Raw genomic sequence first — 23,733 nt, forward strand, 5'->3', positions numbered from 1 at the left:
AGGAGAAAACCATGCTGAACCGCCCCCTCACCCCGTCCCCGGCCCGCCGCCGCCTGCTGCAGACGGCCGGCGCCTCGGCCGCGCTGGCCGCGCTCGGCGCGCCGCTGGCCGTGCACGCCCAGGCCGGCCCCAAGATCCGCGTCGGCTACTGGCCCATCGCGGCCGGCCTGCCGTTCTACGCCGCTGTCGAACTCGGCTACTTCAAGGAGGCCGGCCTCAACGTCGAGCCGCTCAAGTTCGCGGGCGCCCAGCAGATCATGGAGGGCATGCTGTCCGACCGTTGCGACGGCAGCGCCAATGGCACGGGCTCGGCCAACATCGCCATCGGCGAGATCGCCGCGCCGGGCAGCTTCAAGATCTTCTGCTCCAACCCCAGCAACGCCAAGAACGTGCTGGACCAGGTCATCGTGCCGGCCGCCAGCACGGCCAAGGTGATGGCCGACCTCAAGGGCAAGCGCGTGGGCTCGGGCCCCGGCATCCAGAACGTGACGCTGGCCAAGACCGTGCTGGAGCGTGGCGGTGCCACCGGCGTGACCGTGGTCGAACTGCCCATCGGCCAGCACGTGGCGGCGCTCGCGGCAGGCCAGCTGGACGGCTGCTACACGCTGGAGCCCACCGGCACCATCGGCCGCATGAACGGCACCACCAAGGCGCTGGAGTCCGGCGTGATCGCCAAGTACGTGCTGGGCGACCCGATGGCGCCCTGGTTCGGCGGCTCGGCCTCGCTGACGGCGGCCTTCATCAAGAAGAACCCGGCCGAGGCCAAGAAGTTCATCACCGCCTACGCCAAGGGCGTGGCGTACGTGCGCAGCAAGCCCGACGAGGCGCGCCAGTACCTCAAGGGCTACACCGCCATCGAGGGGCCGCTGACCGGCGAGGTGCCGCTGGCCGCGTACACCATGTACGACGAATTCAAGCCGGCCGATGTGGCGCACTTCCAGAAGTTCTTCGACCTGTTCAGCGAGAAGGGCATCTTCTCCTCGCGGCTCATGGTCGAGAGCATGCTCTACAAGGGTTAAGGACCCGCGAACGAACTGCTTACACCCACGCGAGGCCCCTATGACCACCTGCTTCCACCGTCAACGTGCTGCCGAGGGCCTCGCCCTGCGGGCCAGGGCACGGCAGCCCGCATGCGGGCGTTGCAGTCCTTGCCCTGGCATGAGCCAGGGCGGCGGCCTGCGCCTACGCCTGCGGGCCGCCGCACCCTGTCGTGGGCGCGATCAGTCCATTCGCGGGTTCTAAGGCCATGGCCGCCACGCCCTCCACCGTGAAGCCCTGGACGCCGCCCGCGGCCCAGGCCACGACCAGCGCACCCAAGGCGCCGGTCTGGGACAAGGTGCTGCCCTTCATCGGCCCCATCGCTCTGTTCATCCTGTGGGACCTGGTGGTGCGCACCGGCATGATCAAGGCGCTGCTGCTGCCGCCGCCGCTCGACGCGCTGGGCACGCTCATCAAGGGCCTGTGGGGCGGGCCGCTGCTGACGGACTTCGCCGTCACGGTCTGGCGCACGCTGCAGGCCTTCTTCATCGCCGCGGCCATCGGCGTGCCGCTCGGGGTGCTGCTGGGCAGCAACGAGAAGGCCTACCGCAGCGTGGAGTTCCTGATCGACTTCTTCCGCTCCACGCCCAGCTCGGCGCTGATCCCGCTGTTCCTCATGATCTTCGGCGTCTCCGACGTCAACAAGATCGCCATCGCCGCGTTCGGCGCCTTCCTGATCGTGGTGTTCAACAGCGCCTACGGCGTCATCAACGCGCGCAAGCAGCGCGTGATGGCGGCCAGGGTGATGGGCGCCACGCGCTGGCAGGTGTTCAAGGACGTGCTGATCTGGGAGAGCCTGCAGCCCAGCTTCGTCGGCCTGCGCTCGGCGGTGTCGATGGCGCTGGTGATCGTGATCGTGGCCGAGATGTTCATCGGCGCCGACTCGGGCCTCGGAAACCGCATCATCAACTCGCAGCAGGTCATGAACGTGCGCGACATGTACGCGTCCATCCTCGCGGCGGGAGCCCTGGGCTACGCGCTGAACATCCTGTTCCTGATGCTGGAACGCAAGATCGTGCATTGGAGTGGACGATGAACGCCGTACTGAATGCCCCCGTCGTCGCCGACGTCCCCAAGGCACCGTTCCAGCCCGGCCCGGCGGGCACCCACATCACCATCCGCGGGCTGACCAAGTACTTCGCGGGCTGGCCGCTGTACGAGAACTTCGACCTCGACATCCCCAAGCACAAGATCGTCTCGGTGTTCGGGCCGAACGGTTGCGGCAAGAGCACGCTGATCAACATGATCGCGGGGCTGATCCCGATCGACGCGGGCGAGATCCTGTTCGACGGCAAGAGCCTGAAGGACACCAAGATCGGCTACGTGTTCCAGAACTACCGCGAGGCCATGTTCCCGTGGATGCGCACCATCGACAACATCGCCTACCCGCTCAAGCTGGCCGGCAAGAGCAAGGTCGAGGTGGACCGGCGCATGGCCGAGCTGGTGGCCAGCTTCGACGTCAAGTTCGACCTGAACCGCTACCCCTACGAGATGTCGGGCGGGCAGCAGCAGACGGCGTCGATCATGCGGGCGCTGGCGCCCAACCCCGAGGTGCTGTTCCTGGACGAACCGTTCTCGGCGCTCGACTTCGAGATGACGCTCTTCATCCGCGAGAAGCTGCAGGAGGTGTTCATGCAGACCGGCACCACCATGCTGCTGGTCTCGCACGATCTGGAGGAAGCGGTGTACCTGGCCGACGAGGTGCTGCTGCTGACCAAGCGGCCGACCAAGGTGGCAGAGATCTTGCCTTACACCGATCCGCGACCGCGCACCGTGGCCACGCTGTCGGAGCCCAGCTTCATCCGTGCCAAGAAGCTCAGCCTGGAGATTTTCCAGCGGGAAGTGCGGCGGTAGCGCGCAAGGAGAGTTCGTTGACCCCACAGCAGATCGAAGCCTACGTGGACGCCGTGGCGCCCGCGCTGGGCCTGACCCTGGACCCCGCGCACCGCCCCGGCGTGCTGCAGTTCTTGGCGCTTGCGGCCGGCATGGCCGACACCGTGGCGCGCGTTCCGCTGGCGCCGCACGACGAGACGGCGGTGCATTTCACGCCCATCGCGCCCGAGGACCTGGCATGACCGCCGCCGAACTGCTGCTGGCCGACGGCGCCACCATGGCCGCCGCCGTGCGCGCGGGCCAGGTCGGCGCTGTGGCCCTGGCCGAGGCCAGTCTGGCCCGCATCGCGGCGACCGACGGCCGCGTCAACGCCTTCACCGACCTGGTGCGCGAGCGTGCTCTGGCGCGTGCGGCCGAACTCGACGCGCGCGTCGCGGCTGGCGGCGACCTCTCGGCGCAGCCACTGCTGGGCGTGCCCTTCGCCGTCAAGAACCTGTTCGACATCGCCGGGCTGCGCACGCTGGCCGGCTCGAAGATCGAGCGCGACAGTCCCCCGGCCAGCGCCGATGGGGTGCTCGTGCAGCGCCTGGAGGCGGCCGGTGCCGTGCTCGTGGGCGCGCTCAACATGGACGAGTACGCCTACGGCTTCACGACCGAGAACAGCCACGAGGGGCCGTGCCGCAACCCGCACGACCTGGACTGCGTGGCCGGTGGTTCCTCGGGCGGCTCCGGCGCGGCCGTGGCGGCCGGCCAGGTGCCGATCACGCTGGGCTCGGACACCAACGGCTCGATCCGTGTGCCCGCGTCGCTGTGCGGCGTGTTCGGTTTGAAACCGACCTTCGGCCGGCTGCCACGCAGCGGCAGCTACCCCTTCATCTCCAGCCTGGACCACCTGGGCCCGTTCGCGCGCTCGGTGCGCGACCTGGCGCTGAGCTTTGATGCCATGCAGGGCCCCGAGTCAGGCGCGCTGCGTGACCCGGGCTGTGCGCAGCGCGCGGCCGAGCCCGTCATGCCCCTGCTGGGCAAGGGCGTGGCGGGATTGCGCATCGGCGTGCTCTACGGTTGGTTCCGCGACAACGCGCTGCCCGAGGCGCTGGCCGCCGTCGACCGCGTGGCCGAGGCGCTGGGTGCCAGCGCGCGTGTCGCGCTGCCGCTGGTCGAAGAAAGCCGTGCCGCCGCGTTCCTGATCACCAACGCCGAGGCCGGTTCGTTGCACCTGGAAGACCTGCGCAGCCGCGCGCAGGACTTCGAGCCGCATTCGCGCGACCGATTCCTGGCCGGCGCGCTGCTGCCCGCCGCCTGGGTGGCGCGCGCGCAGCGCGTGCGCCGGCTCTACGCCGAGGCCGTGGCGCAGGTGTTCACGCAGTACGACCTGCTGCTGGCGCCGTCCACACCTTGCGCCGCTACGCCCGTCGGCACCGAATGGCTCACGCTGGGCGAACGCCGGCTGCCGCTGCGCCCCAGCATGGGTCTGCTCACGCAGCCGATTTCGTGCATCGGCTTGCCGGTGTGTGGCGTGCCGGTTTGGGACGCGCACCCGCGAATGCCCATCGGCGTGCAGCTGATTGCCGCGCCTTGGCGCGAAGACATCGCGCTGCGCGCGGCCGCTGCGTTGGAGGGCCTGGGCGTGGTGCGGGCGCCTGTGGCTCCGCTGCCATGAAGTTGTGTGCAGTGCGCATCGATGACCGGCTGGCGCGGGTGCGGGACCACGCCGACGGCGTGCTCTGCTCCGCGAATGTCCCCCGCCCTGGGCCGCAGGCGGCCCAGGGCTCCTCCTTTATTTCGCTGCGCAGAGCACGCCATCGACGCGATCCGTCAGCGTCGCGTTGCATGAGCCCGCACGACGCGACGCTTCCAAGGTCGAGGACATCGGGTGGCCTTCGCAGCGAAATAAAGGAGGAGGCGAAGCCGGGGGACATTCGCGGAGAAGGCCACCCGGTGGCGTCGGCCCACGCGCAACCGAAGCACGCATCGCAAGCAACACATCGCCGAACAGAAACATGACCCAAGACATCAACCTCCCCGACGTGCTGGCCGAAGTGACGGCCGCGTTTGCGCAGTACGAAGACGCGCTCGTGAACAACAAGGTCGAGGTGCTGGACGCACTGTTCTGGAACAGCCCGCACACTTTGCGCTACGGCGCTGGCGAGAACCTGTACGGGTACGAGGCGATCCAGGCCTTTCGCGCCGCCCGCCCGTCGCAGGGCCTGGCCCGCACCGTCACGCGCACCGCCATCACCACCTACGGCCGTGACTTCGCCACCACCAACATCGAGTTCCAGCGCGAAGGCAGCCCGCGCATCGGCCGGCAAAGCCAGACCTGGCTGCGCCTGCCCGAAGGCTGGCGCGTGGTGTCTGCGCACGTGAGCCTGATGGCCTGAGCGCAGATCTGTTCAGGCACGCTCCTTGCACGCCTTCATGTATCCAAGTTGAAGTTCAAGACCGCCGCACTGCTTTGATGCAGCTCCCAACCCCGATCGCAAATGGAGTCAGCCCCATGGACAAGATGAACCGCCGTGCTTCGCTCAAGACCCTGGCCGCCGTCGGCGCCACCGGCGCACTCGGAGGCCTCCATGGCCTGGCGGCGGCGCAGGCCCCGCTCACCATCGGCGTGATCTACGTCGGCCCGCGCGACGACTACGGCTACAACCAGGCCCATGCCCAGGCCGCGGCCGAGGTCAAGAAGATGCCCGGCATCAAGGTGGTCGAGGAAGAGAACGTGCCCGAGACCGCGGCCGTGCAGAAGAGCATGACCGGCATGATCATGCAGGACGGCGCCAAGCTGCTGTTCCCGACCTCCTTCGGCTACTACGACCCGCACCTTCTGGCGCTGGCCGCCAAATACCCCGACGTGCGCTTCTCGCACTGCGGCGGCATGTGGACCGAGGGCAAGCACCCCAAGAACGCGGGCAGCTTCTTCGGCTACATCGACGAGGCGCAGTTCCTCAACGGCGTGGTGGCCGGCCACCTGAGCAAGAGCGGCAAGATCGCCTTCGTCGCGGCCAAGCCCATCCCGCAGGTGCTGCGCAACATCAATGCGTTCACGCTGGGCGCGCGCTCGGTCAAGCCGGGCATCACCTGCAGCGTGATCTTCACGGGCGACTGGTCCATGGCCGTCAAGGAGGCCGAGGCCACCAACAGCCTGGCGGACCAGGGCTGCGACGTGTTCACCATGCACGTGGACGGGCCCAAGGTCATCGTCGAGACAGCAGCCAAGCGCGGCAAGATGGTCTGCGGCTACCACGCCAGCCAGGCCAAGCTCGCGCCGCAGGCCTACCTCACGGGCGCCGAGTGGAACTGGATCACGGCCTACAAGACCATCATCGACGCGGCCCGCAGCGGCAAGCCGCACCCGAACTTCCTGCGCGGCGGCATGAAGGAAGGCTTCGTGAAGATGTCGGCCTATGGCCCGGCCGTGACGGATGCGGCCATGAAGCAGGCCGACGAGACGAAGGCCAAGATGCTGGCCGGCCAGTTCGACATCTTCAAGGGCCCGCTCAAGGACAACAAGGGCAAGGAGGTCATCGCCGCCGGCCAGGTGCAGAAGCAGACCGACCTGGCATTGGAAGGCATGAACTACCTGGTCGAAGGCGTGCAAGGCTCCTTCTGACGCCATGAACTCCCTCGCCAAGGACATCGGCCTGCCGGTGGCCGCCATCGCCGCGGCGCTGCTGCTGTTCGGCCTCTTCGTCGCCTTCGCCGGCGTCGACCCGGTGGAGGTCTGGACGCTGCTGTTCAAGGGCGCGTTCGGCGACTGGTTCTCGTGGCAGAACACGCTGCAGCGCGCCGCGCCTTTGATGCTGACGGCCTTGTGCGTGGCCATCCCCGCGCGCGCCGGCCTGGTCGTCATCGGCGGCGAGGGCGCGCTCGTGCTGGGCGGCCTGGGCTGCGCAGCGCTGCCCTACCTGGTGCCGCTGCCGGCCAATGCCATCGGCACGGTGCTGGTCTGCGCCGCCGGTGCCGCACTGGGCGCGCTGTGGATCGCGCTGGCCGGCTGGCTGCGCCAGTACCGCGGCATCAACGAGACCATCAGCAGCCTGCTGCTGGCCTACGTGGCCATCGGCCTGTTCAAGCACCTCGTGGAGGGCGCGCTGCGCGACCCGGCCAGCCTGAACAAGCCGTCGACGCTGCCGCTGGACGAGGGCATGCGCATCACCGGCATGCTGGGCTCGGACGTGCACTGGGGCCTGGCCATCGGCGTCGTCGCCTGCCTGGGTTTCTGGGTCTGGCTGCGTAGCACGGCCTCGGGCTTCTCGGTGCGTGTGGTGGGCGGCAACCCGCGCACGGCGCAGCTGGTGGGGCTGCCGGCATCCAAACTCATCATCGGCGCCTGCGCGCTGGGCGGCGCTTGCGCCGGCCTGGCCGGCGCGGTGGAGGTGGCGGCGGTGCACACCAATGCCAACGCCTCCATCATCGCGGGCTACGGCTACGCCGGCATCCTGGTGGCCTTCATGGCACGGCATAACCCAATCGCCATCATCCCGGTGGCCATCCTGTTCGGCGGCTTCGGCGCGGCCGGCAGCCTGCTGCAGCGCCGCGTGGGCCTGCCCGACGCCTCGGTGCTGGTGCTGCAGGGCATCGCCTTCGTGCTGATCCTGGCCAGCGAGGCGCTGCGCCATGTCGACGGCAAGGTGGTGCTGGGCAAGCTGTTCGCGCGGCCCTACGAGGAACTGGAGTACCGGACTGCGCCGGGCAACCTGCAAGGAGCATTGGCATGACCTCTGACCAATGGATCGCCTTGTTCGCCGGCATCGTGGGCGGGGCATTGCGCGTGGGCGTGCCCTTCCTGTTCGTGAGCCTGGGCGAATGCCTGACCGAGAAGTCCGGCCGCATCAACCTGGGGCTGGAGGGCGTGCTGGTGCTGTCGGCCATGGCGGCCTTCGGCGGCGCCTACTGGAGCGGCTCGGCCTGGGTCGGCGTGCTGGTCGGCGCGGCGGTCGGCGCGCTGCTGGCCACGCTGCACGGCGTGCTGTGCTCGCTGACGGGCGTCAACGACGTGGCCACCGGCATCGCGCTGATGCTGCTGGGCATGGGCCTGGCGTTCTACCTCGGCAAGCCGCTGATCCAGCCGCAGGCGCCGCAGCTGCCGGCCATCCCGCTCGGCAGCTGGAGCGATTCGCCTGTGGTGCAGGCGGCGCTGCAGATCAATGCCTTGCTGCCCATCGGCATCCTGCTGGCAGTGGCGCTGTGGTGGGCCTTCGGCCGCACGCGCGCCGGCCTGCTGGTGCGGCTGGCGGGCGACTCGGCCATGGCCACCAAGGCGCTGGGCTACTCGGTCAACGGCATCCGCATCGCGGCCACGGCCGCCGGTGGGGCCATCGCCGGCCTGGGCGGCGCCTCGCTGACGCTGTTCTACCCGGGCAGCTGGAACGAGGGCATCTCCAGCGGCCAGGGCCTGATCGCCGTGGCGCTCGTGATCTTCGCGCGCTGGAGCCCGCTGCGCTGCGTGGGTGCGGCGCTGCTGTTCGGCGGCGCCGGCGCCATCGGCCCGGCCATGCAGTCCATCGGCGTGAGCTATGGCTACCACCTGTTCAACACCGTGCCCTACGTGCTGACGCTGCTGATCCTCGTGATCACCTGCAAGCCCGGTGCGGTAGCCACGGGCAGCCCGGGCGAGTTGTCGTCCGCGCGATGAGAGGAATGGTGCAATGAGTGGACTCGGTGGATTGAACAAGTCCAAGGCCGGCGTGGTGCTGGGCCTGGTGCAGCTGCAGCTGCCGGTGGTGGTGACGCCGGACGACCTCGCGGCGCAGACGCGGCGCATCTGCGAGCTGGTGGGCAAGGCGCGCCGCAACATGGCGACCATGGACCTCGTGGTGTTCCCGGAGTACGCGCTGCACGGCCTGTCAATGGACACCAACCCCGCCATCCTGTGCACGCTGGACGGGCCGGAGGTGGCTGCGTTCAAGGCTGCTTGCGTGGAACACCGCATCTGGGGCTGCTTCTCCATCATGGAGGCCAACCCGAGCGGCAACCCTTACAACAGCGGCCTGATCATTGATGACACCGGTGCCATCCGGCTCTACTACCGCAAGCTGCACCCCTGGGTGCCGGTCGAGCCCTGGGAGCCCGGCAACCTGGGCGTGCCGGTCTGCGAGGGGCCGAACGGCGTCAAGCTCAGCCTCATCATCTGCCACGACGGCATGTTCCCCGAGATGGCGCGCGAGGCCGCGTACAAGGGCGCGGAGGTGATCCTGCGCACGGCCGGCTACACCGCGCCGATCCGCCATGCCTGGCGCATCACCAACCAGAGCAACGCCTTCCAGAACCTGGCCTATACCGCGAGCGTCTGCATGTGCGGCAGCGACGGCAGCTTCGACTCCATGGGCCAGGGCATGTTCTGCAGCTTCGACGGCACGGTCATGGTCGAAGGCGGCGGCCGCCCCGACGAGATCGTCACGGCCGAACTGCGGCCCGACCTCGTGCGCGAGGCGCGCGCGGGCTGGGGTGTCGAGAACAACCCGTACCAGCTCTGGCACAGGGGCTATGTGGCGGTGCAGGGCGGTGCGCAGGACTGCCCGTACACCTTCATGCAGGACATGGTGGCCGGGCGCTACCGGCTGCCGTGGACCGACACCGTGCAGGTGACGGACGGTAGCTCCTGCGGCTTCGCACCGCCGACGCGGCGTTACCAGGGCGCCGAAGCCCCACCCGAGGCCTTGAAGAAGGTGGCATGAGCATGACGCACCAAGTACCAGCCAACCCCTACGCCTGGCCCTACGACGCCAGCATGCGCCCCGACAACACGGCGCTGATCGTGATCGACATGCAGACCGACTTCTGCGGCAAGGGTGGCTATGTGGACGTGATGGGCTACGACCTGTCGCTGACACAGGCGCCGATCCAGCCGATCAAGAAGCTGTTCGAGGTGCTGCGGCCCCTGGGCTACACCATCATCCACACGCGCGAGGGCCACCGGCCCGACCTGTCGGACCTGCCGGCCAACAAGCGCTGGCGCTCGCGCCAGATCGGCCAGGGCGGCCTGGGCATCGGCGACGCCGGGCCCTGCGGCCGCATCCTGGTGCGCGGCGAGCCGGGCTGGGAGATCATTCCCGAACTCGCGCCGCTGCCGGGCGAGGTGGTCATCGACAAGCCCGGCAAGGGCTCGTTCTACGCAACCGACCTGGAACTCGTGCTGCACACGCGCGGCATCTGCAACCTGGTCCTGGCCGGCATCACCACCGACGTGTGCGTGCACACCACCATGCGCGACGCCAACGACCGCGGCTTCGAGTGCCTGCTGCTGTCGGACTGCACGGCCGCCACCGACCCGGCCAACCACCAGGCCGCGCTGAACATGGTCACCATGCAGGGCGGGGTGTTCGGTGCGCATGCGACCTCGGCCGCACTCATCGAGGCCTTGTCATGATCGCCCCGGTCAAGACGCCGTCCTCCGCCACGGGTGCGTTGGCGCTGGAGACCTACCAGCTCACCAAGCGCTTCGGCGCCTTCACGGCCATGGACCACGTGAGCATGCGCGTGGAGGCGGGCAGCGTGCACGCCCTGCTGGGCGAGAACGGCGCGGGCAAGAGCACGCTGGTCAAGTGCGTGGCCGGCTTCCAGCAGGCCGAGGAGGGCGCCATCCTCATCGACGGCCGCGAGCGCGACATCGCGAACCCCATCGTTGCGCGGGCCCTGGGCATCGGCATGGTCTACCAGCACTTCACGCTGGCGCCCGGCATGACGGTGGCCGAGAACCTGCTGCTGGCCGGCGGTGACACGCCGGCCGTGATCGACTGGAAGGCCAAGCGCGCCGAGCTCGAAGCCTTCCTCGCCACCACCCCGTTCCGGCTGGACCTGGACGCGCGGCCGGCCGAACTCGCGGCCGGCGAGAAGCAGAAGCTCGAACTGCTCAAGCAGCTGTACTTGAAGCCCCGCCTGCTGATCCTGGACGAGCCGACCTCGGTGCTCACGCCGCAGGAGGCCGACGAGGTGCTGGGCCATGTGCGCGCGTTCGCGCAGAGCGGGCAGTGCACGGTCCTCATCATCACGCACAAGTTCCGCGAGGTCATGGCCTACACCGACGCCGTGACCGTGCTGCGCCGGGGCAAGGCCGTGCACCACTGCCGCGTGGCCGACACCGACCCGGCCCGGCTGGCCGCCGCGATGATGGGCGAGGCGGCGACACCGGCCGAGGTGTTGCACGCCGAGGCGGACACCGGCATGGCGCGCAGCCCCGTGCCGGCCGACGCCCGCGTGGCGCTCCAGCTGCAGGGTTTGAGCGCCATGGGCGACCGCGGCACCCTGGCCGTGCACGGCGTGGACCTCGCGGTCAGGAGCGGCGAGATCCTGGGCGTGGCCGGTGTCTCCGGCAACGGCCAGCGCGAACTCGTCGAGGCCCTGGTCGGCCAGCGCCCGCGCCATGCCGGCAGCGTGACCGTGATGGGCGAGCCCTATGCCGCGCGCCGCGCCGAGAACACGCGCCTGAAGCTGCGCAGCCTGCCCGAGGAGCCGCTGCGCAACGCCTGCGTGGGCGACCTGTCCGTGGCCGAGAACATGGCGCTGCGCGACTACGATGCGCCGCCCTTGTCGGCCGGCGGCTGGCTGCGCTTCGGCCAGTGGAAGAGCCGCGCGCGCGCCTGGATCCAGGAGTACGGCGTGAAGACCCAGGGCGAGGGCGCGCCGATCAAGAGCCTGTCGGGCGGCAACGTGCAGCGCGCCGTGCTGGCGCGCGAGCTGGCCGGCGACATCAATGTGCTGATCGCGGCCAACCCGGTGTTCGGCCTGGACTTCGCGGCCGTGCGCGAGATCCATGGCCGCATCGTGCAGGTGCGCGACAAGGGCGGCGCCGTGCTGCTGGTCAGCGAGGACCTGGACGAACTGCTGGAGCTGTCGGACCGCATCGTGGTCATGAGCGAGGGCCGCATCGTCTACGAAACCCCTGCCGCAGGCGCCGAGCGCCAGGTGCTGGGCGCCCACATGGGAGGAGGCCACTGATGCAGAGCGATGTGCGCGAGATCCGCAGCCTGGCCGTGCAGGCCCGGCCCTTCGACTTCCCGTTCGATCTGGCCACCACGGCCTTGGTCATCATCGACATGCAGCGCGACTTCATCGAGCCCGGTGGCTTCGGCGCCAGCCTGGGCAACGATGTGTCGCTGCTCGAGGCCATCGTGCCGGCCTGCCGGCGCACACTGCAGGCCTGGCGCGCGGCCGGCGGCCTGGTGCTGCACACGCGCGAGGCGCACCGGCCCGACCTGCGCGACTGCCCGCCCGCCAAGCGCCTGCGCGGCAACCCCAGCCTGCGCATCGGCGATGTGGGGCCCATGGGCCGCGTGCTGGTCAGCGGCGAGCCGGGCGTGGAGATCATCCCGGCGCTGGCGCCGGTTCCGGGCGAGATCGTGGTCGACAAGCCGGGCAAGGGCATGTTCCACGGCACGCCCGTGCAGAACCTGCTGCAGCAGGCCGGCATCCGCTCGCTGGTGTTCATGGGCGTGACCACCGAGGTCTGCGTGCAGACCAGCATGCGCGAGGCCAACGACCGCGGCTACGAGTGCCTGGTGCTGGAGGATTGCACCGAGAGCTACTTTCCGCAGTTCAAGGCGGCGGCATTGGAGATGGTCCGTGCCCAGGGCGGCATCGTCGGCTGGACGGCCACCAGCGCGCAGCTGCTGGCGGCGCTGCATTCGGAGTAAGGTAGCGCCTTTCACCATCCAGGCTCCACGCACTCCGTGCCTCCCAACGTTTCCAAGAAGCCCCCGGCCGCACAGGCCGCAGCCTTCCGTTCGCGCGCCGACGAGGTCTATGAACAGCTCAAGCGCGACGTGGCCGACTTCCAGCTCGTGCCGGGCGACCGCTTCACCGAGAACGAGATCAGCGAGCGCCTGGGCGTGTCGCGCACGCCGGTGCGCCAGGCGCTGTTCCGGCTGCAGCAGGAGGGCTTCGTCGAGGTGCTGTTCCGCTCGGGCTGGCGCGTGCTGCCCTTCGACTTCGACCAGTTCGAGCAGCTCTACGACCTGCGCATGGTGCTGGAGACCACGGCCATCCACCGGCTCTGCGAGGACGCGGTGCGGGTGGACCACGGTCTGCTCGATGCGCTGGCCGCGATCTGGCTGGTGCCACCGGCCGAGCGCAGCAGCGACATGGCCCGGGTCTCGCAATGGGACGAGGATTTCCACTGCCAGATCGTGGCGGCCGCCGGCAACGGCGAGATGGCTCGCGTGCACCGCGAGGTGACCGAGCGCATCCGCATCATCCGCCGGCTCGACTTCACGCAGCAGCTGCGCATCGACGCCACCTACGATGAGCACGCCAAGATCCTCAAGGCCGTGCAGCGCAAGCGCGGCGACCAGGCCGCGATGCTGATGCGCGCCCACATCGAGACCAGCCAGGCCGAGGTGCGCAAGATCACGCTGCACCAGGTGCACCTGGCGCGCCAGGGGGGCTACGGGCCGCGTTGAGACCTGTGCCACGTGGGCGGACGGGGCTTGTCTGTCGGCCGCCCGGCCGGCGCTAGAGCGCCTGGATCTCGCGGACCAGCAAGTCCTTCATGAGCTGCACCCGCATCGGCTGCCGGCGGCGCCGCGGATGGACCAGCCAGGCGTGCTGTGCCGGCCCGCTCCACTCGGGCAGCAGGCGCACCAGTTCTCCGCGCTGGAGCAGGGCGTTGACCATCCAGCAGGGCTGGAACGCGATGCCGGCGCCCTCGCGCACCGCGTCCAGCAGCGCAACCGCGTGGTTGACGCGGTAGCGCGTGCTGACCGGCAGGTCCACCCGGTCGCCGCCGCGGCTGAGCGTCACCACGCCGTCGTTCCATCCCGGGTAGCGCAAGAAGCTGTGGCGGGCCAGGTCCTCCAGGGCTTCGGGCCGGCCGTGGCGTTCCACGTAGCCGGGCGAGGCGACGATGTAGCGCGGCCAGCTGGCCAGCGCGCGCGCCACCAGGTCGGGCGGCAGGGGCCCGCCGATGCGCACGGTGAGGTCGAAGCGTTCCTCCACCGGGTCGACGAAACGGTCTTCCAGCACCAGGTCGATCTGCAGTTCGGGGTACTGCCGCAGCGTGCGCAGTATCAGCGGGTGGAGCCGGAGTTCGCCCAGCGCCACGGGCGCCGCGATGCGCACCAGGCCGCGCGGCTCGCGCGTGCGTTGGTCGAGGTCGGCGACGGCCTCCTCGTAGTCCTCGAGCAGGCGCCGCGCGCTGTCGGCAAAGCGCAGCCCTTCCTCGGTCAGCGCAGCGCGTGCGGGCCCGCGCTCGAGCAGTTGCACACCGAGCGCGGCCTCCAGGGCCGCGATCAGCTTGCTCGCCGTGGGTTGGGTGGTGGAGAGCGAGCGGGCTGCCGCCGACAGGCTGCCCAGCTCGGCGACCCTCACGAACATGTGCATGGCGCGCAGCCGGTCCATGGCATTCCAGTTTTGAATGGAGAGGCTTCCACTTTGCCATCTTCTCAATGCGGATGGCATTGGCGACAGTGGCGGCATGCAACGCCTCAAGACGCTTTTCCTTGCCGCCCCGCTCGCGGCGCTGCTGAGCTTGCCGGTCGCGGCGGCGCCGCCGCGGCCATGGCAGCCCACCTGGTTCTCTGCCGCCCAGCCCGTGTGGGGCGAGGGTTGGGTCGTTCCGCTCGGGATGCCAGCCAGCCTGCGCGACATGACGCTGCGCCAGTCGCTGCGCAGCAGCCTGGGCGGCGGGCGTGTCCGGCTCGTCGTCAGCAACGAATACGGCCGTGCGCCGCTCACGCTGGGGGCGGTGGCTCTGCGCCAGGACGGCGCCGGGCCGGCCCGCGCGGTCCGTTTCCAGGGGCGGGATGGCACGGTCGTTCCCGCCGGTGCACGGGTGGTCAGCGACCCGCTCGCGCTGTCCGTCGCGGCCGGCGAGCGCCTGCAGGTCGACCTCCATCTGCCGCAGGCCACCGCGACCGCGGGCTTCCACTGGGATGCGCAGGAGCAGACGCTGCTGCTGCAGGGCAATGCCGTGGGACGCCGCACGGCCCCGGTCCTGCAGGTCCTGCAAACCCGCGCCTTCGTCTCCGGCCTGTGGGTCGACACCGGGCAGGCACCGGCGACCGTGGTCGCGCTCGGCGACTCCATCACCGACGGCAACGGCTCGGGCGTTGGCACGGACCAGCGCTGGCCCGACCACCTGTCGCGGCGCCTGGCGCAGCGCGGCGTCGCCGTGCTCAACGCCGGCATCGCCGGCAACCGCCTGCTGCACGGTGGCTGGGGCGACAGCGCGCTGGCCCGGCTGGAGCGCGATGGGCTGGGCCACCCCGGCGTGCGCGCCATCGTGGTGCTGCTCGGCACCAACGACATCGGCTTTCCCGGCAGCCCGTTCGCGCCGGCCGAGGCGCCGGCCGCGCTGGCCGAACTGCAGGCCGGTCTGCGGCAGCTGGTCACGCAGGCGCATGCGCGTGGTGTGCGCGTGATGGCCGGCACCGTGCCGCCGTTCGAGCAAGCGCTGCAGGGCACGCCGCTGCAGGGACACCACAGCCCAGCCAAGGAGGCGCAGCGCGCGGCGCTGAACGCGTGGATCCGCCAGGCGGGCGTGTTCGATGCCGTGGTCGATTTCGACGCCGTGCTGCGCGACCCTGCGCATCCCACCCGGCTGGCGCCGGCGCTGGATTCGGGCGACCACCTGCACCCGGGCGACGCCGGCTACCGGCGCATGGCCGAGGCGATCGACCTGGACGCCTTGCTCGGGACGTCCGCCGAAGGGGCGCGGCCATGAGCAGGCCCGCGCGGGACCGTCAGCGGGCTACAGCGTGAAGTCGTAGTCGATGGTCAGCGGCGCATGGTCGGAGAACCGCTGGTCCTTGAACACCGCGGCGCTGCGCGCGTGCGCGGCCATGGCGGGCGTGGCCAGGTGGTAATCCAGCCGCCACCCCACGTTGTTGGCCCAGGCCTGGCCGCGGTTGCTCCACCACGTGTAGCACTCGCTGGTGGTCTCGGGGTGCAGCCGGCGGTAGACGTCGACCACGCCGGTCTCGGACAGCAGCTTGCCCATCCAGGCACGCTCCTCGGGCAGGAAGCCGCTGTTCTTCTGGTTGCTGCGCCAGTTCTTGAGGTCGATGGGCTGGTGCGCGATGTTGATGTCGCCGCACAGGATGAATTCGCGCTCCTGCTTCAGCGCGACCAGGTAGGGGTCGAACAGGTCCAGGAAGCGGAACTTGGCGGCCTGGCGTTCCTCGCCCGAGGAGCCGCTCGGGAAGTAGCAGCTGATCACCGAGAGCTTGCGGGCCGGCGTGTCGAAGCGCAGCTCGATGTAGCGGCCTTCGTCGTCGAACTCCGGTGCGCCGAAGCCGATCCGCACGTCGCTCGGTGCATGCCGGCTGTAGATCCCGACGCCCGAATAGCCCTTCTTCTGCGCGAAGTGGAAGTAGCCTTGCATCCCGGCGAGCTGCTCGAAGCGACCCTGCACGTCGGGCAGCTGGGCCTTGACCTCCTGTACACAAATACAATCCGGGCCCGTTGCCGAGATCCAGGCTTCGACGCCCTTGGTGGTGGCCGAACGGATGCCGTTGAGATTCAGGCTGGTCAACTTGAACAAGGAAGCTCCCATGGTGGAACACAAGGTCGGCGCAGCGGATGCCGGCCAGAACGATCGATTGGCCCAGGACTTCGTGCGCTTCGCGGTCGAGGCCGGTGTGCTGCGCTTCGGGGAGTTCAAGACCAAGGCGGGCCGCATGAGCCCGTACTTCTTCAACGCAGGCCTGTTCGACGACGGCGTCAAGCTGGCCCGGCTCGCGGAATTCTATGCCTCGGCCCTGGAGGCCAGCGGCACCGAGTTCGACATGGTGTTCGGCCCGGCCTACAAGGGCATTCCGTTGGCCGCGGCGCTGGCCGTGGAGTTCGCGCGGCGTGGCCGCAACCTGCCGTTCGCCTACAACCGCAAGGAAGCCAAGGACCATGGCGAAGGCGGCACGCTGGTCGGCGCGCCGCTCAAGGGCCGTGTGCTGGTGGTGGACGACGTGATGTCGGCCGGCACCGCGGTGCGCGAGTCCATCGCGCTGATCCGCGCCGCCGGTGCCTCGCCGCACGCCGTGGTCATCGCGCTGGACCGCCAGGAGATGGCGACCGAGGACGGCCGCGACGTGCCGCACAGCGCCGTGCAGTACGTGCGTCGCCAGCTGGGCCTGCAGGTCTGCGCCATCGCGCGGCTCGAAGACCTGCTGCAGTACCTGGCCGGCGGCAGCCAGGCCGCATTGGCCGAGCACCATGGCCGCGTGCTGGCCTACCGCCAGCGCTACGGCGTGCAGGAGGGCGCCGGCTCGTGACCGGTGTGTGCACCCGCGTGGCGCTCGGCCTGCTCGCAGCAGGTTGGGCCGTGCTGGTGCAGGCGCAGGGCATCTACACCTGCGTGGACGGGCAGGGCCGGCGCATCACCTCGGACCGGCCGATCCGGGAATGCATCGACCGCGTGCAGAAGGAGCTCAATCCCAGCGGCAGCCTGCGGCGCGAGGTCGGCCCCTCCCTCACGGCCAGCGAGCGGGCGCAGATCGAGGCGCGCGAACGCAAGGCCGCCGAGGAGCAGTCCCGCAACAACGAAGAGATCCGCCGCAGCCGCGCGATGCTGTCGCGCTACCGCGACCAGGCGGCCCATGATCGCGCGCGCGCCGACGCGCTGGCTCCCGTCGACGGGGTGCTGGCGCTGGCCCAGCAGCGCATGCAGGCGCTCGACAAGCAGCGCCAGCTGCTGGACCGGGAGCTGGAGTTCTATCCCAACACCCCACCCGAGAAGCTGCCGCCCAGGCTGCGCAGCCTGCTCGACGAGCACCAGGCCAGCGTGGCCGCGCAGCAGGGCGTGATCGCCGAGCAGGAGGCCGAGCGCAAGCGCGTGAACGAGCGCTACGACGAGGAGCTTGCGCGGCTGCGCGTGCTGTGGGCCGAGCAGGCGCAGCCTGGCCGGCCGCGCTGAGGCTCAGCCTTCCAGCTTCTTGCGCAAGAGCGCGTTGACCTGGGCCGGGTTGGCCTTGCCCTTGCTCGCCTTCATGGCCTGGCCGACCAGCGCGTTGAAGGCCTTGTCCTTGCCGGCCTTGAACTGCGCCACGTTGTCGGGGTTGGCGGCGATGACCTCGTCGAGGATCTTGTCCAGTGCGCCGTCGTCGTTCATCTGCTTGAGGCCCTTGGCCTCGATGACGGCGTCCACGTCCTGGCCTTCACCGGTCCACAGCGCGTCGAACACCTGGCGCGCCGCGTTGTTGGAGATGGTGTTGTCGGCGATGCGGCCCAGCAGCGCGGCCAGCTGCGCGGCCGAGACCGGTGCCTGGTCGATGCCCAGCTCGCCCGCGTTGAGGCGGCGCGAGATCTCGCCCATGACCCAGTTGCTGGCCAGCTTGGCCTGGCCGCTGGCCTTCGCGGCCTGCTCGAAGTAGGCCGCGGTGGCCTTGCTTGCGGTCAGCTGCGTGGCGTCGTAGGCCGGCAGGCCGTAGTCGGCCACGAAGCGCTGGGCCATGGCGCGCGGCAGCTCGGGCATCTCGCCGCGCACCTGCTCGACCCACTCGGGTGCGATCACGAGCGGCGGCAGGTCCGGGTCGGGGAAGTAGCGGTAGTCGGCCGCGTCTTCCTTGGTGCGCATGGCGCGCGTCTCGCCCGTGTCGGGGTCGAACAGCACGGTGGCCTGCTGGATCGCCAGGCCGTCCTCGATCTGCTCGATCTGCCAGCGGATCTCGAAATCGATGGCCTGCTGCATGAACTTGAAGCTGTTCAGGTTCTTGATCTCGCGCCGCGTGCCCAGCTTGTCGCCGGGCTTGCGCACCGAGACGTTGGCGTCGCAGCGGAAGCTGCCTTCCTGCATGTTGCCGTCGCAGATGCCGATCCAGGTGACGATCTTGTGCAGCTCCTTGGCGTAGGCCACGGCCTCGGCCGAGGAGCGGATGTCGGGCTCGGTCACGATCTCCAGCAGCGGCGTGCCGGCGCGGTTCAGGTCGATGCCCGATTGGCCGATGAAGTCCTCGTGCAGCGACTTGCCCGCGTCTTCCTCCAGATGCGCGCGCACCAGCCGCACGGTCTTGTGCTCGTCGCCGAGGTAGAAGCTGACCGTGCCGCCCTGCACGACCGGGATCTCGTACTGGCTGATCTGGTAGCCCTTGGGCAGGTCGGGGTAGAAGTAGTTCTTGCGCGCGAAGATGCTGCGCGGCGCAATCGTCGAGCCCAGCGCCAGGCCGAGCCGGATGGCGCGCTCGACCGCGCCCTTGTTCATGACGGGCAGCGTGCCGGGCAGGGCCAGGTCCACGGCGCAGGCCTGGGTGTTGGGCTCGGCGCCGAAGGCGGTGGACGCGCGGCTGAAGATCTTGCTGGCGGTGGACAGCTGGGCGTGGGTCTCGAAGCCGATGATGACCTCATAGCCCTGCACCAGCGGGCCCGTGGGGCGGCCGGCCTGTGCGGCCTCGAATGCGTTGGTTTCGCTCATGTCAGAAGCCCTCCGGCTGGCGGAGGTGGAAGTCGGTGGCCTGCTGGAAGCGGTGGGCCGCGTTGAGCAGCTTCGCTTCGCCGAAGTAGTTGCCCAGCAACTGCAGGCCCACGGGCATGCCGCCTTCGCCGAAACCGGCCGGCAGGCTCATGCCCGGCAGGCCGGCCAGCGAACCGGGCAGGGTGTAGATGTCGGCCAGGTAGTTGGCGACCGGGTCGTCGGACTTGTCGCCGAGCTTCCAGGCCACGGTGGGCGCGACCGGGCCGGCGATCACGTCGCAGGTCTTGAAGGCCTGCTGGAAGTCGTCGGCGATCATGCGGCGGATCTGCTGCGCCTTGAGGTAGTAGGCGTCGTAGTAGCCATGGCTCAGCACATAGGTGCCGACCATGATGCGGCGCTTGACCTCGTCGCCGAAGCCTTCGGCGCGCGTCTTCTTGTACATGTCCAGCAGGTCGCCGTACTGGGCGGCGCGGTGGCCGAACTTGACGCCGTCGAAGCGCGAGAGGTTCGAGCTGGCCTCGGCCGGCGCGATGATGTAGTAGACCGGGATGGCCAGCTCGGTGCGCGGCAGCGAGATCTCGACCAGGCGTGCGCCGAGCTTCTCGTATTCTTTGAGCGCGGCGTCGAGCGCGGCGCGCACATCGGCGGCCAGGCCGTCGCCGAAGAACTCCTTGGGCACGCCGATGCGCAGGCCGTCCAGGCTGTCGTTCAAGCTGCGGCCGAAGTCCTCTGCCGGGCGGTCCAGCGAGGTCGAGTCGCGGTCCAGGTCGGGGCCGCAGATGGCGGACAGCAGCAGCGCGCAGTCTTCGGCACTGCGGGCCATGGGGCCGGCCTGGTCCAGGCTGGAGGCGAAGGCCACCATGCCGTAGCGCGAGGCGCGGCCGTAGGTTGGCTTGATGCCCGTGACGCCGCAGAAAGCGGCGGGCTGGCGGATCGAGCCTCCGGTGTCGGTGCCGGTCACGGCCGGGGCCAGGCGCGCGGCCACGGCCGCGGCGCTGCCGCCCGAGGAGCCGCCCGGGATGCGCGAGGCGTCCCAGGGGTTCTGCACGACGCCATAGGCCGAGTTCTCGTTGGACGAGCCCATGGCGAACTCGTCGCAGTTGAGCTTGCCCAGCGTGACGGCGCCGGCCGCGGCCAGGCGGGCCACGGTGGTGGCGTCGAACGGCGAGCGGTAGCCTTCCAGCATCTTCGAGCCAGCCGTGGTCGGGAAGTCGCGCGTGACGAAGATGTCCTTGTGCGCGATGGGAACGCCGGCCAGCGGGCCGGCGTTGCCGGCGGCAATCGCCGCGTCGGCCGCGCGCGCCTGGGCCAGTGTGGCTTCGGCGTCGGTGGCGACGAAGGCGTTGAGCCCGCGGTGCTGTTCGATGCGGGCCAGGAAGTGCTGGGCCGCCTCGGCGGCCGAGAGTTCGCGGGCCTGGATGCGGGCCGCGATGGCGGCCACGGTAGCTTGGGTCAGGTCGAAGGCCATGGCGTATTACTCGATCACCTTGGGCACCAGGAACAGGCCGCGCTCGACGGCTGGCGCGCTGCGCTGGTTGGCTTCGCGTGCGTCGGGCTCGCTGACCACGTCCTCGCGCAGGCGCAGCGTCACGTCGGACACCACGTCGGCCGGGTGGGCCAGCGGCACCACGCCGGTGGTGTCCACGGCCTGCATGCGTTCGACGATGTCGAAGAAGCCGTTGATCTGGCCGAGCATGCGCGCACGCTCGGCATCGTGCAGTTCCAGCCGCGCCAGGTTGGCGATGCGTGAGATGTCGTCGGAGGTCAGTGCCATGGAAAAATTGCAAGCAGAAAGGTCGCGGAAACGGCTTGCCGCAAGGCTTTGCAGCGGGTTTTCACGGGGGGATCGGGTATTATCCCGCCTTTGCGCGAGGGCTGGTTTCACGCTGCCTGACGCGCCCACACCCACCCGATTCGACCGAAGCCGGGGCGACCGCAAGCCGATGCGCATGCCGTGCCCCCGAGAGGAATTTTTCAAATGTTTGGTGCTTTTCGTCGGTATTTCTCGACCGACCTGGCGATCGACCTTGGCACGGCCAACACCCTGATCTACGTGCGTGACAAGGGCATCGTGCTGGACGAGCCCTCGGTCGTCGCGATCCGCCACGAAGGCGGCCCCCAGGGCAAGAAGACGATCCAGGCCGTCGGCAAGGAAGCCAAGGCCATGCTGGGCAAGGTGCCCGGCAACATCGAGGCGATCCGCCCGATGAAGGACGGCGTGATCGCCGACTTCACCGTCACCGAGCAGATGCTCAAGCAGTTCATCAAGATGGTGCACCCGCGCGGCGTGCTGCGGCCCAGCCCGCGCATCATCATCTGCGTGCCCTGTGGTTCCACCCAGGTCGAGCGCCGTGCCATCCGTGAATCCGCATTGGGGGCGGGCGCCTCGCAGGTCTACCTGATCGAGGAGCCCATGGCCGCCGCGATCGGCGCCGGCCTGCCCGTGGCCGAGGCCTCGGGCTCCATGGTCGTCGACATCGGCGGCGGCACCACCGAGGTCGGCGTGATCTCGCTGGGCGGCATGGTCTACAAGGGCAGCGTGCGCGTGGGCGGCGACCGTTTCGACGACGCCATCATCAACTACATCCGCCGCAACTACGGCATGCTGATCGGCGAGCCCACGGCCGAGGCCATCAAGAAGAACATCGGTTCGGCCTTCCCGGGCTCCGAGGTCAAGGAGATGGAAGTCAAGGGCCGCAACCTGTCCGAAGGCGTGCCGCGCAGCTTCACGATCTCGTCGAACGAGATCCTGGAAGCGCTGACCGATCCGCTCAACAACATCGTCGCCTCGGTCAAGAACGCGCTCGAGATGACCCCGCCCGAACTGGGCGCCGACATCGCCGAGCGCGGCATGATGCTGACCGGCGGCGGCGCGCTGCTGCGCGACCTGGACCGCCTGCTGGCCGAGGAAACCGGCCTGCCCGTGCTGGTGGCCGAGGATCCGCTGACCTGCGTGGTGCGCGGCTGCGGCCTGGCGCTGGAGCGCATGGACCGCTTGGGTTCCATCTTCACCAGCGAGTAAGTCCCAGGGGTAGGCGATGCCACTCGGTACGCTGGACAGAACCCCGCCACCGTTCTTCAAGCAGGGCCCCTCCGCGCTCACCAAGCTCACGGTGTTCAGCGCGGTGGCCCTGTTCCTGATGGTGGCCGATGCGCGTTTCGCGTTGATGCGGCCGCTGCGCGCGGCCGTGGCCACCGTGCTTTATCCCGTGCAGTGGGCCGCGCTCGGGCCGGTGCGCCTGGTGCAGGGCGGAGGCGTCTACCTGGACAGCCTGACCGAGGTGCAGGCCCGCGCCGACGCGGCCGAGCGGCGCATGGCCGAACAGTCGCAGCGCGCCGGCCAGTCCGACCTGCTGCAGCTGGAAAACGCGCAGCTGCGCAGCCTGCTGGGCCTGCGCGAACGGCTCACGACGCCCGGCCAGGCGGCCGAGGTGCTCTACGACGCAGCCGATCCCTATGTGCGCAAGGTCGTGATCGACCGCGGCCTCACCCATGGCGTGGTCGCGGGCGCCCCCGTGCTCGACGCCGGTGGCGTGCTGGGCCAGGTCACGCGCGTGTTGCCGCTGGTCAGCGAGGTCACATTGCTGATCGACCGCGACCAGGCGATTCCCGTGCTCAACGCGCGCACAGGTGCGCGCAGCGTGGCCTATGGCAACCCGGGCTACCTGGGCGGCGTGCTGGAGCTGCGCTTCATGGCCGGCAACTCCGATGTGCAGGTCGGCGACCAGCTGACCACCAGTGGCGTGGACGGCGTCTACCCGGGCGGTCTGCGCGTGGCCGTGGTCGAGGCCGTGGAGCGCCAGGCCGATTCCACCTTCGCGCGCATCTACTGCCGGCCGCTCGCGCAGCTGACCGGTGTGCGCCACGTGATGGTGCTGGAGCCGCTGCGCCCGGCCGCCGAGATGGCCGCGGCCGAGGTGCCGGCGGCCAAGGCCGCGGCACCCGCCGCGAAAGCGTCCGCAGCCAAGGGGGCCACGAAATGATCATGCGTCCGGGCCAGCAGCTGCTGCTGCCGGCCAGCCCGGTCTTCATCTGGAGCAGCCTGGTCGTCGCGCTGCTGCTCAACATGGTCCAGAACATGGGGCTGTGGGGCCGCGCGGCCTGGGTGCCCGACCTCGTGGCCGTGGTGCTGGTGTTCTGGACCGTGCACCAGCCGCAGCGCGTGGGTGTGGGCACGGCCTTCGTGTTCGGCCTGTGCATGGACGTGCACCAGGCCTCCTGGCTCGGCCAGCACGCGCTGGCCTACACGGTGCTGAGCTACCTGGCGATCGCCATCCACCGGCGTCTGCTGTGGTTCAGCGTGCCCTCGCAGGCGATGCAGGTGCTGCCGCTGTTCGTGGTCGCCCATGCGATCGAGTGGGTGCTGCGGCTGCTGGGCGGCGGCATCTTCCCGGGCTGGTGGATGCTGCTGACACCGGTGGTGGAGGCGGCGCTGTGGCCCGTGGTCAGCGTGGCCTTGCTGCTGCCGCAGCGGCGTGCGCCCGATCCGGACGACAATCGGCCGCTTTGAGGCCAGCCCCGCG

25 protein-coding genes are annotated in these 23,733 nt (G+C 69.7%); 20 read left to right on the forward strand and 5 right to left on the reverse strand.

Annotated features, from left to right (window positions below; all coding sequences use genetic code 11):
* Positions 1-11 precede the first annotated feature (11 nt).
* From ASF45_RS28345 to ASF45_RS28410, 14 genes are all read left to right on the forward strand, one after another.
* Positions 12-1,019, forward strand: coding sequence for an ABC transporter substrate-binding protein (locus ASF45_RS28345; RefSeq protein WP_056671472.1), 1,008 nt, complete (start codon positions 12-14; stop codon positions 1,017-1,019).
* A 227-nt stretch (positions 1,020-1,246) separates the two neighbouring features.
* On the forward strand, positions 1,247-2,074 hold the full coding sequence (locus tag ASF45_RS28350; protein WP_056671474.1) for an ABC transporter permease: 828 nt from the start codon (positions 1,247-1,249) through the stop codon (positions 2,072-2,074).
* Positions 2,071-2,892 carry an ABC transporter ATP-binding protein gene (locus ASF45_RS28355; RefSeq protein WP_056671476.1) on the forward strand — a complete coding sequence of 274 codons (822 nt, stop codon included), beginning with the start codon at positions 2,071-2,073 and terminating at the stop codon, positions 2,890-2,892. Before ASF45_RS28350 ends, ASF45_RS28355 begins: the two co-directional genes overlap by 4 nt.
* A 17-nt stretch (positions 2,893-2,909) precedes the next feature.
* On the forward strand, positions 2,910-3,113 hold the full coding sequence (locus tag ASF45_RS28360; protein ID WP_056671478.1) for a DUF4089 domain-containing protein: 204 nt from the start codon (positions 2,910-2,912) through the stop codon (positions 3,111-3,113).
* Complete coding sequence (locus ASF45_RS28365; protein ID WP_056671480.1) at positions 3,110-4,531, forward strand: AtzE family amidohydrolase; 1,422 nt, start codon at positions 3,110-3,112, stop codon at positions 4,529-4,531. Before ASF45_RS28360 ends, ASF45_RS28365 begins: the two co-directional genes overlap by 4 nt.
* A gap of 340 nt (positions 4,532-4,871) precedes the next feature.
* Complete coding sequence (hpxZ, locus tag ASF45_RS28370; protein ID WP_056671482.1) at positions 4,872-5,252, forward strand: oxalurate catabolism protein HpxZ; 381 nt, start codon at positions 4,872-4,874, stop codon at positions 5,250-5,252.
* Between the two features lie 125 nt (positions 5,253-5,377).
* Positions 5,378-6,481, forward strand: coding sequence for a BMP family ABC transporter substrate-binding protein (locus tag ASF45_RS28375; RefSeq protein ID WP_369802185.1), 1,104 nt, complete (start codon positions 5,378-5,380; stop codon positions 6,479-6,481).
* Positions 6,482-6,485: 4 nt separating this feature from the next.
* On the forward strand, positions 6,486-7,589 hold the full coding sequence (locus tag ASF45_RS28380) for an ABC transporter permease (protein ID WP_056671486.1): 1,104 nt from the start codon (positions 6,486-6,488) through the stop codon (positions 7,587-7,589).
* Positions 7,586-8,506, forward strand: coding sequence for an ABC transporter permease (locus ASF45_RS28385; RefSeq protein WP_056671488.1), 921 nt, complete (start codon positions 7,586-7,588; stop codon positions 8,504-8,506). The genes ASF45_RS28380 and ASF45_RS28385 overlap by 4 nt, the downstream gene beginning before the upstream one ends.
* Before the next feature lie 13 nt (positions 8,507-8,519).
* Positions 8,520-9,548 carry a formamidase gene (locus tag ASF45_RS28390; protein ID WP_056671490.1) on the forward strand — a complete coding sequence of 343 codons (1,029 nt, stop codon included), beginning with the start codon at positions 8,520-8,522 and terminating at the stop codon, positions 9,546-9,548.
* Positions 9,545-10,240 (forward strand): cysteine hydrolase family protein, encoded by a 696-nt coding sequence (locus tag ASF45_RS28395; RefSeq protein ID WP_369802182.1) that lies wholly within the window; start codon positions 9,545-9,547, stop codon positions 10,238-10,240. Before ASF45_RS28390 ends, ASF45_RS28395 begins: the two co-directional genes overlap by 4 nt.
* Entirely contained in the window at positions 10,237-11,808 is a 1,572-nt protein-coding gene (locus tag ASF45_RS28400) for an ABC transporter ATP-binding protein (protein WP_056671491.1), read from the forward strand. Before ASF45_RS28395 ends, ASF45_RS28400 begins: the two co-directional genes overlap by 4 nt.
* On the forward strand, positions 11,808-12,503 hold the full coding sequence (locus ASF45_RS28405; RefSeq protein ID WP_200932228.1) for a cysteine hydrolase family protein: 696 nt from the start codon (positions 11,808-11,810) through the stop codon (positions 12,501-12,503). The genes ASF45_RS28400 and ASF45_RS28405 overlap by 1 nt, the downstream gene beginning before the upstream one ends.
* A gap of 36 nt (positions 12,504-12,539) precedes the next feature.
* Positions 12,540-13,268 (forward strand): GntR family transcriptional regulator, encoded by a 729-nt coding sequence (locus ASF45_RS28410; protein WP_056671493.1) that lies wholly within the window; start codon positions 12,540-12,542, stop codon positions 13,266-13,268.
* Positions 13,269-13,320: 52 nt separating this feature from the next.
* On the opposite strand, the gene ASF45_RS28415 is transcribed toward ASF45_RS28410, so the two are convergent.
* The gene (locus ASF45_RS28415) at positions 13,321-14,205 is read right to left on the reverse strand and encodes a LysR family transcriptional regulator (RefSeq protein ID WP_056671495.1); all 885 of its coding nucleotides are present in this window, start codon (positions 14,203-14,205) and stop codon (positions 13,321-13,323) included.
* A 76-nt stretch (positions 14,206-14,281) separates the two neighbouring features.
* Here ASF45_RS28415 and ASF45_RS28420 point away from each other — a divergent pair, with 76 nt between their 5' ends.
* Positions 14,282-15,529 carry an SGNH/GDSL hydrolase family protein gene (locus ASF45_RS28420; RefSeq protein WP_056671497.1) on the forward strand — a complete coding sequence of 416 codons (1,248 nt, stop codon included), beginning with the start codon at positions 14,282-14,284 and terminating at the stop codon, positions 15,527-15,529.
* Between the two features lie 27 nt (positions 15,530-15,556).
* Here ASF45_RS28420 and ASF45_RS28425 read toward each other — a convergent pair whose 3' ends face one another.
* Positions 15,557-16,348, reverse strand: a complete 792-nt coding sequence (locus tag ASF45_RS28425; protein ID WP_056671499.1) for an exodeoxyribonuclease III — start codon at positions 16,346-16,348, stop codon at positions 15,557-15,559.
* Between the two features lie 10 nt (positions 16,349-16,358).
* Here ASF45_RS28425 and pyrE point away from each other — a divergent pair, with 10 nt between their 5' ends.
* Complete coding sequence (gene pyrE / locus ASF45_RS28430) at positions 16,359-17,075, forward strand: orotate phosphoribosyltransferase (protein WP_056671501.1); 717 nt, start codon at positions 16,359-16,361, stop codon at positions 17,073-17,075.
* On the forward strand, positions 17,072-17,716 hold the full coding sequence (locus tag ASF45_RS28435) for a DUF4124 domain-containing protein (protein ID WP_235581058.1): 645 nt from the start codon (positions 17,072-17,074) through the stop codon (positions 17,714-17,716). The genes pyrE and ASF45_RS28435 overlap by 4 nt, the downstream gene beginning before the upstream one ends.
* A gap of 3 nt (positions 17,717-17,719) precedes the next feature.
* Here the strand turns inward: ASF45_RS28435 and gatB are convergent, their stop codons facing one another.
* Genes gatB through gatC form a run of 3 tightly spaced genes read right to left on the reverse strand, consistent with a single transcriptional unit; the run spans position 17,720 to position 20,984 of the window.
* Positions 17,720-19,210, reverse strand: a complete 1,491-nt coding sequence (gene gatB / locus ASF45_RS28440; RefSeq protein ID WP_056671503.1) for an Asp-tRNA(Asn)/Glu-tRNA(Gln) amidotransferase subunit GatB — start codon at positions 19,208-19,210, stop codon at positions 17,720-17,722.
* A gap of 1 nt (position 19,211) precedes the next feature.
* Positions 19,212-20,678, reverse strand: a complete 1,467-nt coding sequence (gatA, locus tag ASF45_RS28445) for an Asp-tRNA(Asn)/Glu-tRNA(Gln) amidotransferase subunit GatA (RefSeq protein WP_056671505.1) — start codon at positions 20,676-20,678, stop codon at positions 19,212-19,214.
* Between the two features lie 6 nt (positions 20,679-20,684).
* On the reverse strand, positions 20,685-20,984 hold the full coding sequence (gatC, locus tag ASF45_RS28450; protein WP_056671507.1) for an Asp-tRNA(Asn)/Glu-tRNA(Gln) amidotransferase subunit GatC: 300 nt from the start codon (positions 20,982-20,984) through the stop codon (positions 20,685-20,687).
* Positions 20,985-21,188: 204 nt separating this feature from the next.
* On the opposite strand from gatC, the gene ASF45_RS28455 reads away from it, so the two are divergent.
* From ASF45_RS28455 to mreD, 3 genes are read left to right on the forward strand one after another with little or no spacing between them, the layout of a single operon-like run.
* Positions 21,189-22,232: a rod shape-determining protein gene (locus tag ASF45_RS28455; RefSeq protein WP_056671509.1), complete on the forward strand. Its 1,044-nt coding sequence runs from the start codon at positions 21,189-21,191 to the stop codon at positions 22,230-22,232.
* A 16-nt stretch (positions 22,233-22,248) separates the two neighbouring features.
* Positions 22,249-23,193, forward strand: a complete 945-nt coding sequence (mreC, locus tag ASF45_RS28460; RefSeq protein WP_056671511.1) for a rod shape-determining protein MreC — start codon at positions 22,249-22,251, stop codon at positions 23,191-23,193.
* Positions 23,190-23,720, forward strand: coding sequence for a rod shape-determining protein MreD (mreD, locus tag ASF45_RS28465; protein WP_056671513.1), 531 nt, complete (start codon positions 23,190-23,192; stop codon positions 23,718-23,720). The genes mreC and mreD overlap by 4 nt, the downstream gene beginning before the upstream one ends.
* The last annotated feature ends 13 nt before the right edge of the window (positions 23,721-23,733 follow it).

Origin of the sequence: Pseudorhodoferax sp. Leaf265 (genome assembly GCF_001422365.1) — a bacterium.
In the GTDB taxonomy this organism is placed as follows: domain Bacteria; phylum Pseudomonadota; class Gammaproteobacteria; order Burkholderiales; family Burkholderiaceae_C; genus Pseudorhodoferax.

What these genes read in the sequence shown, in the direction of transcription:
- ASF45_RS28345 (WP_056671472.1), top strand. Translation starts at nt 12, where the DNA reads ATGCTGAACCGCCCCCTCACCCCGTCCCCGGCCCGCCGCCGCCTGCTG.
- gatC (WP_056671507.1), bottom strand. Translation starts at nt 20,984, where the DNA reads ATGGCACTGACCTCCGACGACATCTCACGCATCGCCAACCTGGCGCGG.
- ASF45_RS28400 (WP_056671491.1), top strand. Translation starts at nt 10,237, where the DNA reads ATGATCGCCCCGGTCAAGACGCCGTCCTCCGCCACGGGTGCGTTGGCG.
- ASF45_RS28350 (WP_056671474.1), top strand. Translation starts at nt 1,247, where the DNA reads ATGGCCGCCACGCCCTCCACCGTGAAGCCCTGGACGCCGCCCGCGGCC.
- hpxZ (WP_056671482.1), top strand. Translation starts at nt 4,872, where the DNA reads ATGACCCAAGACATCAACCTCCCCGACGTGCTGGCCGAAGTGACGGCC.
- ASF45_RS28455 (WP_056671509.1), top strand. Translation starts at nt 21,189, where the DNA reads ATGTTTGGTGCTTTTCGTCGGTATTTCTCGACCGACCTGGCGATCGAC.
- ASF45_RS28390 (WP_056671490.1), top strand. Translation starts at nt 8,520, where the DNA reads ATGAGTGGACTCGGTGGATTGAACAAGTCCAAGGCCGGCGTGGTGCTG.
- mreD (WP_056671513.1), top strand. Translation starts at nt 23,190, where the DNA reads ATGATCATGCGTCCGGGCCAGCAGCTGCTGCTGCCGGCCAGCCCGGTC.
- ASF45_RS28380 (WP_056671486.1), top strand. Translation starts at nt 6,486, where the DNA reads ATGAACTCCCTCGCCAAGGACATCGGCCTGCCGGTGGCCGCCATCGCC.
- ASF45_RS28420 (WP_056671497.1), top strand. Translation starts at nt 14,282, where the DNA reads ATGCAACGCCTCAAGACGCTTTTCCTTGCCGCCCCGCTCGCGGCGCTG.
- ASF45_RS28385 (WP_056671488.1), top strand. Translation starts at nt 7,586, where the DNA reads ATGACCTCTGACCAATGGATCGCCTTGTTCGCCGGCATCGTGGGCGGG.
- gatB (WP_056671503.1), bottom strand. Translation starts at nt 19,210, where the DNA reads ATGAGCGAAACCAACGCATTCGAGGCCGCACAGGCCGGCCGCCCCACG.
- mreC (WP_056671511.1), top strand. Translation starts at nt 22,249, where the DNA reads ATGCCACTCGGTACGCTGGACAGAACCCCGCCACCGTTCTTCAAGCAG.
- ASF45_RS28405 (WP_200932228.1), top strand. Translation starts at nt 11,808, where the DNA reads ATGCAGAGCGATGTGCGCGAGATCCGCAGCCTGGCCGTGCAGGCCCGG.
- gatA (WP_056671505.1), bottom strand. Translation starts at nt 20,678, where the DNA reads ATGGCCTTCGACCTGACCCAAGCTACCGTGGCCGCCATCGCGGCCCGC.
- pyrE (WP_056671501.1), top strand. Translation starts at nt 16,359, where the DNA reads ATGGTGGAACACAAGGTCGGCGCAGCGGATGCCGGCCAGAACGATCGA.
- ASF45_RS28365 (WP_056671480.1), top strand. Translation starts at nt 3,110, where the DNA reads ATGACCGCCGCCGAACTGCTGCTGGCCGACGGCGCCACCATGGCCGCC.
- ASF45_RS28355 (WP_056671476.1), top strand. Translation starts at nt 2,071, where the DNA reads ATGAACGCCGTACTGAATGCCCCCGTCGTCGCCGACGTCCCCAAGGCA.
- ASF45_RS28395 (WP_369802182.1), top strand. Translation starts at nt 9,545, where the DNA reads ATGAGCATGACGCACCAAGTACCAGCCAACCCCTACGCCTGGCCCTAC.
- ASF45_RS28375 (WP_369802185.1), top strand. Translation starts at nt 5,378, where the DNA reads ATGAACCGCCGTGCTTCGCTCAAGACCCTGGCCGCCGTCGGCGCCACC.
- ASF45_RS28415 (WP_056671495.1), bottom strand. Translation starts at nt 14,205, where the DNA reads ATGGACCGGCTGCGCGCCATGCACATGTTCGTGAGGGTCGCCGAGCTG.